Genomic DNA, 425 nt, shown 5'->3' on the forward strand with positions numbered 1-425 from the left:
CCTTTATGAGCCGCCACAGAAAAAAATCGCACAACAACCGCACTTAACGAAGCCGTAATGACCGATAAATAGTTGATCATATTTTGCGTCAGATGGATTAAGCCGAATGCTTCCACCCCAAGCGTATGAACAATATAAGGTGTTAAACATACAGACATAAGCATCATTAGGACAAACGTGATTAAGTTCGCACTGGCATTGTAAAGAAACGCTCGATTCATTGTGCTTTCACGCAGCGTTTAAGAGCCCTCATCCAGCTTCCTCTCCCTTTTGACCGGTTGTTTTCATCAGCTGATGAACGGCCTCTTTCACAGCTGCCTCATTTGGTTCTTTTAAAAGGGTCATAAACGGAAGGTGAGCCACCCACTCAAATCCCTCCATCACCTTATGATCAAACGATCTAAGGACAACACACGGTGTATGAG

1 pseudogene is annotated in these 425 nt (G+C 44.0%); it reads right to left on the reverse strand.

Going from position 1 to position 425, the window contains the following annotated elements:
* A pseudogene (locus GFC01_RS19100) lies at window positions 1-221 on the reverse strand (hypothetical protein); the annotation flags it as partial.
* Window positions 222-425 lie beyond the last annotated feature (204 nt).

The sequence above is a fragment of the Desulfofundulus thermobenzoicus genome (genome assembly GCF_009428905.1).
GTDB classification, from domain to species: domain Bacteria; phylum Bacillota; class Desulfotomaculia; order Desulfotomaculales; family Desulfovirgulaceae; genus Desulfofundulus_A; species Desulfofundulus_A thermobenzoicus.